9 protein-coding genes are annotated in these 6,810 nt (G+C 47.2%); 8 read left to right on the top strand and 1 reads right to left on the bottom strand.

Translation table 11 applies throughout. The features are described from left to right. Nucleotides 1-267 precede the first annotated feature (267 nt). Complete coding sequence (locus tag FYJ45_RS18890) at nucleotides 268-621, top strand: hypothetical protein (protein WP_235930894.1); 354 nt, start codon at nucleotides 268-270, stop codon at nucleotides 619-621. After that, complete coding sequence (locus FYJ45_RS30850) at nucleotides 561-791, top strand: hypothetical protein (protein ID WP_235930893.1); 231 nt, start codon at nucleotides 561-563, stop codon at nucleotides 789-791. The genes FYJ45_RS18890 and FYJ45_RS30850 overlap by 61 nt, the downstream gene beginning before the upstream one ends. Before the next feature lie 118 nt (nucleotides 792-909). On the opposite strand, the gene FYJ45_RS18885 is transcribed toward FYJ45_RS30850, so the two are convergent. After that, on the bottom strand, nucleotides 910-1,917 hold the full coding sequence (locus FYJ45_RS18885; RefSeq protein WP_154466590.1) for a hypothetical protein: 1,008 nt from the start codon (nucleotides 1,915-1,917) through the stop codon (nucleotides 910-912). A 351-nt stretch (nucleotides 1,918-2,268) separates the two neighbouring features. On the opposite strand from FYJ45_RS18885, the gene FYJ45_RS18880 reads away from it, so the two are divergent. From FYJ45_RS18880 to FYJ45_RS18855, 6 genes are all read left to right on the top strand, one after another. Next, complete coding sequence (locus FYJ45_RS18880) at nucleotides 2,269-2,469, top strand: DUF1858 domain-containing protein (RefSeq protein WP_025489386.1); 201 nt, start codon at nucleotides 2,269-2,271, stop codon at nucleotides 2,467-2,469. A 390-nt stretch (nucleotides 2,470-2,859) separates the two neighbouring features. Next, entirely contained in the window at nucleotides 2,860-3,906 is a 1,047-nt protein-coding gene (locus FYJ45_RS18875) for a DnaJ C-terminal domain-containing protein (protein ID WP_154466588.1), read from the top strand. Between the two features lie 433 nt (nucleotides 3,907-4,339). Beyond that, complete coding sequence (locus tag FYJ45_RS30110; protein ID WP_154466586.1) at nucleotides 4,340-4,600, top strand: hypothetical protein; 261 nt, start codon at nucleotides 4,340-4,342, stop codon at nucleotides 4,598-4,600. Beyond that, nucleotides 4,576-5,466, top strand: a complete 891-nt coding sequence (locus FYJ45_RS18865; RefSeq protein ID WP_154466584.1) for a PRD domain-containing protein — start codon at nucleotides 4,576-4,578, stop codon at nucleotides 5,464-5,466. The genes FYJ45_RS30110 and FYJ45_RS18865 overlap by 25 nt, the downstream gene beginning before the upstream one ends. Then, nucleotides 5,447-5,653 (top strand): nitroreductase family protein, encoded by a 207-nt coding sequence (locus tag FYJ45_RS18860; protein WP_235930892.1) that lies wholly within the window; start codon nucleotides 5,447-5,449, stop codon nucleotides 5,651-5,653. The genes FYJ45_RS18865 and FYJ45_RS18860 overlap by 20 nt, the downstream gene beginning before the upstream one ends. 243 nt (nucleotides 5,654-5,896) lie before the next feature. Then, nucleotides 5,897-6,670 (top strand): AIM24 family protein, encoded by a 774-nt coding sequence (locus FYJ45_RS18855; RefSeq protein ID WP_154466582.1) that lies wholly within the window; start codon nucleotides 5,897-5,899, stop codon nucleotides 6,668-6,670. Nucleotides 6,671-6,810: the final 140 nt, after the last annotated feature.

Genomic DNA, 6,810 nt, shown 5'->3' with positions numbered 1-6,810 from the left:
AAGCACTCATCCGTAGGGTTTTTCCTTTCATAAGGATAAGGCTATTGTAAAAGAAAAAGAGCACCGTGGCAACGGTGCAGAGAAAAGATAAGAAAGGCTATTGCACAGCATGTGCGATTTGGTTCAAAAAATACAAAGATAATAGACACGAGTTGGATTTCCAACTATAATTGATTATATATATTTTGACAAAGAAGTACTACCAACGAACCTGCGGAAAGATTGGATATCCAACGGTTTGGGAAAAGTGTCAGGGAAAAACGGGCAATGGATATCAGAATAGAAAAGACGAAAAGAAGTATAAAAAATGCTTTTATAGAACTGCGCTCCAGGAAGTCTCTGGAAAGGATAACAGTGAAGGAGGTATGCGAAAAAGCTGAAATCAACAAATCTACCTTTTACTCCCACTATCAGGACATTTATGATCTGTCGGATAAGCTGAAAACAGAGGTGGTGGAATCCATTATCGGCTCGCTCAACCATCCGGAAAACCTGCTGAAGAATCCGGAGGAATTTACGAAGGAGCTGTACCTTGGCTATGCGGCAAAAAATGCTCTCATATGTATTCTTTTTTCAGACAGCCGCAGCGGTATCCTTGTGCAGAAGCTGGAAAAACACTAAAGGAGCTTGTTTTTTCCGTATGTCCCGAATACCGGGAGGATCCGAAGGAGAATGTAAAGCTGACCTACAATATTTACGGTGGGTATTATGCCTATTTTGAAAACAGGGAATATGGGGATGAGCTGGTAATAAGCACGATTGGAAGGCTCTCGGGGAATATGGATATCTGACCGTTATTTAATAAAAGAGGCAGGGCCTGCGGAAAAAACGTATTTTTGACCCTGCCTCTTCTATATAAATGACGATTGAAAATTATCCGCTTTCTGTGCCGTGTATGAATTCCTGAGATTAATCGGCCAGAATTTCATGCACCTGACGCATTGTGACTGCACAGGCCGCGGCAATATCCGACTCTGACAGGCCTTCCCCGGCCAGGCGTAATACACGCTTTGTCAGACGAATCCCCTGTGTCTTGCCCTTTGCAATGCCCTGAGCTTTTCCCCTGGAGAATCCCTTTTTTAATCCTTTTTCCAGTGCCTTTTCTTCAATGGCTTCACTTAAATTACACATCTGCTTCAGCTCCTTTTCTAATTCCTGTTCCATTGCCAGGCCATAATTTTCTGCCAGAATCCTTTCTTTTTGAGCTGCATCCATATCCGGAGACAGCAGGGTATTCAGAAAGCCATGCAGCTTTCCGGAATTTCCGGCAGGCGCCTTTTCATTCAGGCAGATAACAATTACCGACAGCTTGTCATAGCTTGCCTTCCGTTCGGGAATCCTTCCGATAAGATCCCTTTTGGAAATCCGGTATTCAGACATGGCATTTCCGATATGATTCGGTGCGTTCATATATATCCAGATACTGTATACTTTTTTCAGCGAATCATAATCGGAATCCTTGAATTCCCTGTCCAGCTGTTCCGACAGCATTCTTGCGCCATAGAAAATCCCTCTGGTCACAATCCGGTATTTCTGATAAAATTTCTTCTGTGCTTCCACATTGAGCAAAAGCTTAACCATGGTCATATTTTTGTGTCCGGGAAGCATGGCACAAAATCGGATATCAAATGTGATGCGACCCTCACCGGGAACCACGCTTTCCGTATTGTTCCCTGTAATTAAAAGCTCATTTCCTCTCTTTCCTCCGGGCTTTAAGGGCACCCTGGCAACCTCAATTCCCGGTTCAATCCATTCCGCAATTTCCTCAACATCGAAGTCTGCGTATTCAGCGGCAGCACCCTGCAGGATACGGGCCAGAACCTGTCTGTTGCTCAGGATTCTCTTTACATGTTCGTCATACTGCACTTTGATACCGGCTGCGTCAAGTTCTTCTGCGATCAGCGTCTTTTTCTTCATTGTACCTCCTTTTGGCGGCAGGAGAACAGAGCGTATAAGAAAAATTGACGCCTGCGGTTCCTGCCGTTAAATAAAATGTGATTTTGCGGCAGAAACTGCCAGAATGTGCGAATGCACAGAAATATAGTAAGACTACTTTGATGATACTTTATGCTTGATAAAAAGTCAATTAATAAATATTATTTTTCTTTCGTTTTTTCCACTTTTTTCCCGGAAAATATTTCGCTTAATGCGAGAAACTGTGATATAATAATTCCGGCAGCGGATAGCAGGAGCGGAAGTAAAGAGATAAATATATCCGCAGAGGAACAGCCGGATTATCCGGCTTATAATACCAAGGAGGAAAAATGAATGCAGATAAGTAAAGATATGTTAATCGGTCAGTTGGTCAATATGGACGAATTAATTCCCCAGATGCTGATGCGCGCGGGAATGCACTGTCTGGGATGCCCGTCTGCCCAGGGGGAAAGCCTGGAGGAAGCATGCATGGTACATGGAATTGACTGTGACGGGCTTGTAAGCCAGATGAATGAAATCCTGGCCACCAGATAATACAGTAATATAAAATAACGGAGCAGCAATGCGGATGCCGGACGGTATACTCCCCCGGAGCATCGGTATTGCTGCTTTTTTTACCGTCAGGAAGCTTTAATCGGCTGAAAAGTCTCTCGCAAATTTTATAAAGTTTTATAAAGAAAGTATTTTTTGTATTGAAAATAACACGGGCATATGTTATAGTACATATAGAACAAATAATGCAGAGTATAATATAAATTTATGAAAGCAACTGTCCGGACCTCACCGTTGTGTGATGTATTTTGAAGGCCGGGGATGAAGCAGGCGGCATACATAGTTTATGTAATGCACCCGCTGTAATGCCTGACAGGCCGGAACCAAAAGCGGCGGACAGCCGCGCCTGAGAAAAGAATGAAGGTGAATAGAATGGTAGCAAAAAGAGATTATTATGAAATTCTCGGAATAGAAAAGGGAGCGGATGAAAATGCGATTAAAAAGGCTTACCGTAAGCTTGCGAAGAAGTACCATCCGGATGAAAATGCCGGTAATACCCATGCCGAGCAGCGGTTTAAAGAGATAACCGAGGCTTATTCCGTATTAAGTGATCCGGAGAAGAAAAAACTGTATGATCAGTTCGGGCATGCCGCATTTGACGGTTCAGCGCCCGGTTCGGGTGCATTTACGGGACAGCAGAACGGCGGATATCGGGAATATCATTTTGAACAGGGAAATATGGACGATATCTTCGGAGATATTTTCGGGGATTTGTTCCACAGTAAAGGCGGTAAAAAGGGCGGTTCCCGCAGCAGCCGCTTTTCAGGAGGCTTTCATAACGGAAGCAATGGCTATGGCGGATTTGAAGACAGTTTTTACGGAGGAGGTTTTTCGCAGGATAGCTTCCGCGGCAGGGGCAGGGATCTCCAGGCGGAGGTAGAGGTCAGCTTTGATGAAGCGGCCTTCGGCTGCGATAAGCTTATCAGTCTGCAGAATGCGGATGGCATGGGCGGACCGGCGCAGTCCCTGCAGGTCCATATCCCTGCAGGGATTGAAAACGGCAAAAAGGTAAGAATCCGCGGGAAAGGAATGCCGGGATACGGCGGCGAGGCGGGAGATTTGCTGCTTAAGGTCAAGGTGGGTGAAAAACAGGGCTTTGAGCGGAAAGGAATGGATGTGTATTCCACCATTACCATTCCGTTTACCACGGCTGTATTTGGCGGAGAGGCTCCCGTACAGACGCTTTCCGGTAAAATTATGTGCAGAATCAGGGAAGGAATTCAGCCGGGAACTAAAATCCGGCTGAAGGGAAAAGGAATCGTTTCTATGAAAAACCCCGGTGTATATGGGGATCATTATGTCACAGTGCAGGTTCAGGTTCCGCAGGATCTCAGCCCGGAAGCGAAGCAGAAGCTGAAGGAATTTGAAGAAATCCTCAGTAAGGATCGGCGGGGAGGGAAAAAGAAGGGCGCGGCATAGGCGGGAAGCAGATTCCTTTATGACGAATCCACGGTAACAGCCCGGACATCCGGACTGCGGCAGACTTCCGGCTGATGGTATCGCTGTGCGGCGGCCTGCCTGCCCATAGTGTATATTTGTGCGGCCTGCGCAGTATATGCGCGGGCCGGCAGAAGAGTAAACGGCAGAAAAGTAGGAAAAAGTAAAATAAAAAACTTGATATAGTATGTAACTCTTACGAGGCATTCACTATACATGACACTTAGGATGGTTATGTGTATTGATGCCCTTTTTTTATTTCTGCGGCAAATCCACTGCAATTCAGCGCATAAATACCATGCATCCGGACAAAAACAGAACAGGGAGGGGACGCTTCGCGTCCTGCCAACGAAGCCGGGAATGCTTCGCCCCTGATTTTCATGCGGTCTGCGGCCGTGAAAGGAGAGAAAGAAAAATGAAAGACAAGATTTTTGGTGTTTTGCAGCGTGTCGGACGGAGTTTTATGCTTCCCATTGCCATTTTGCCTGTGGCGGGACTGCTTTTGGGAATCGGCAGTTCTTTTACCAATGAGACCAGAGGCACTTTTCGCGGTAGACATATACGAATCATGACAGGGATAAGACGGCAGTCCGCCGGAACGCTGGAAATTGCCGCAGCAGCCGCTTTTTCCGGGCGGTACAGGAGGGGAATATGTATAGAATCAGGAAAGTTTTGAATCATAATGCGGCAATTGTAATCGGGATGGAGGATAACGAATATCTGCTCATGGGAAAGGGAGTGGGATTCGGAAAGAAAACGGGCGAGCGGGTGGAGGCGGGGCCTGAGACTACCGCCTACTGCCTGCAGCAGCTTACGGACAGAGGGGATGCGAAAGAGGTCATAAAGTCGGTTTCCCCGGTCTGTCTGGAGCTTGCCAACGAAGTGCTCAATGAAGCGGAAAGAATTTTCGGCAGGATCGACCGTTTCATCCTTTTCCCTATGGCCGGCCATATGGAATACGCGGTCAGGCGTATCAAAAACAGGGAGCAGATCAGCAATCCCCTGACAGAGGATATCAGACTTCTGTTCCACCGGGAATATAAAGTCGCCCAAAGTGTTCAGCCGCTTTTGTGGGAGCGGATGAAGGTGAAAATTGACGAGCATGAAATCGGTTATATAGCGCTTCATGTCCATGCGGCCATTGAGGATGAAAAAGTATCCCAGGCCATGCAGATTGCGCGCGCCGTCCGGGAATGCGTCACTCTGGTGGAGCAGCAGACGGGGATGAAAATTGATGTCATGTCCCTGGCCTACAACCGGCTGATGAACCATGTGCGCTATATGGTGGCAAGGGCTCTGAGCGGGGAACGGCTCAAGCTGAATATGAATGACTATATGCGGGTAAAATTTCCCGAAGCCTTTGAAACGGCGGCTGTTATATGCGAAGAAATCGGCAGGAGCCTGAACAGAAAACTGGATGATGTGGAAACAGGGTATCTGGCGATGCATATTGAGCGGGTGAAGGATGATGAAACAACGGGAAGAGCAAATAATAAAGCAAAAAAGACAACGGAGGAATATCATGCTGGATGCGGTCATTAAAAGAAGAAGTATCCGAAAATATAAAGAGGAAGAAATCCCGGTCCATATGGTGGAGGAGGTTCTCCGGGCGGGGCTTCTGGCGCCTTCCTCAAAGAAATGCGGTAATGTTCCTTATTACCGGAAATGTGGAAATTATAGAATCCGCATGGCTTTATGTGGCGGCCTCCAAAGACTGGGCCTGGTTTGAAAGGAATAAGGAAGGGCTGGAAAATTTCTTTAACCAATCTGCTGGACCGGCAGAAGACATTCCTTCTGTGTATGGACGGAAAACAGAAAAAGGTTGCATTGGGTGCGGGCGAAAGCCTTGTTTGGGATATGACCGAAGGATGATTGCTGTGCCTTTCATCAGGCCTTAAGAGATTCTTAATTTGCCAGCCACTGCCTGGAATGATAAAATTTCTGTATACAAACAGAACAGAGGAGGTATCTTATGTACCAGATTTCGAATTTTATGGATAATGATGATGTGAAAACACTTGCGTCTGCCGGCCCGTTTTCAGTGATTGAATATATCCGGGATCTGAGCGTTATGCCATCATCGGCAACGGTTGCCTACTTCAGCAGCCAGATGAATGTGAGAAAACGTCAGGTGGTATGCGACCTGAGCAAAGCCAGTGTTACGATTCAGGCAGGGGCCATGCAGTGGATGCTTGGCAACGTAAATGCGACAACCGGCATCAAAGGCGTGGGAGATCTGTTCGGGAAAGCGGTGCGCGGCAAGGTTACCGGAGAATCAGCAATTAAGCCGGAATATACGGGGGACGGGCTTCTGGTGCTGGAGCCAACCTATAAATATTTGATTTTAATGGACGCGACGGACTGGGGAGGCTCTGTTGTACTGGATGACGGACTTTTCCTGGCCTGTGATTCCAGACTGAAGCACAAGGCAGTTATGCGTTCCAATCTTTCTTCCGCAGTGGCCGGCGGCGAGGGCCTGTTTAATTTAAGCCTGAACGGAAGCGGCGTGTTCTGTATTGAGGCGGACTGTCCGCGCGAGGAGCTGGTGGAAATTACCTTGCAGAATGATGTGCTGAAGGTCGATGGGAATATGGCGGTTGCCTGGAGCGGAAGCCTGGAATTTACGGTGGAACGTTCCGGCAAATCCCTCATCGGTTCGGCGGCTTCCGGCGAAGGACTTGTCAATGTGTACCGCGGGACCGGCAAGGTGATGATGGCTCCCATTTCCAAGATGCCGAACGTTTAAATTATCCTGTAGGAGCTGCTTTGCTATCTGGCGGGAGGCGTCTGCTTTTCCCTGGCTGAGTTTGCCGGGAAAAAGTCTGCCTCTATAGGAAAAACCAAAACGGATATAATATGGAATAACAGAAAACCACTGGCTCATAA

Origin of the sequence: Eisenbergiella porci (assembly GCF_009696275.1) — a bacterium.
Lineage (GTDB): Bacteria > Bacillota > Clostridia > Lachnospirales > Lachnospiraceae > Eisenbergiella > Eisenbergiella porci.
The sequence above is the reverse complement of the archived record's forward strand: the minus strand, read 5'-3'. Positions and strand labels throughout refer to the sequence as shown.